Raw genomic sequence first — 264 nt, forward strand, 5'->3', positions numbered from 1 at the left:
GTACTGACCACCAATACTGACACTGTGATCACCCAGTAAGAAAACACTTTGGTTACGGACGACTAAATCTTCTACCGTCATTTTACGGCCTGGGTTTTTCGCTTCATCGTACTGAACATAAGTGTCCGTCGATGCAAGATTATAAGTACCTGTATGCGTTAAAGCTACATGAGTCATATCGTACTTACTAAATCCGCTACCATCACCATATGCAGCGGTATAACCCTCACGATAGTCACAATGCTGGTTATCTTTTTTAAAGTC

Annotated in this window: 1 pseudogene; it reads right to left on the reverse strand. The window is 41.7% G+C overall.

What is annotated here, in order from left to right:
• A pseudogene (locus ACNQ0T_RS24415) lies at nucleotides 1–264 on the reverse strand (ligand-gated channel protein); the annotation flags it as partial.

This window comes from Enterobacter cloacae complex sp.6700776 (genome assembly GCF_048284255.1).
Lineage (GTDB): Bacteria > Pseudomonadota > Gammaproteobacteria > Enterobacterales > Enterobacteriaceae > Enterobacter > Enterobacter intestinihominis.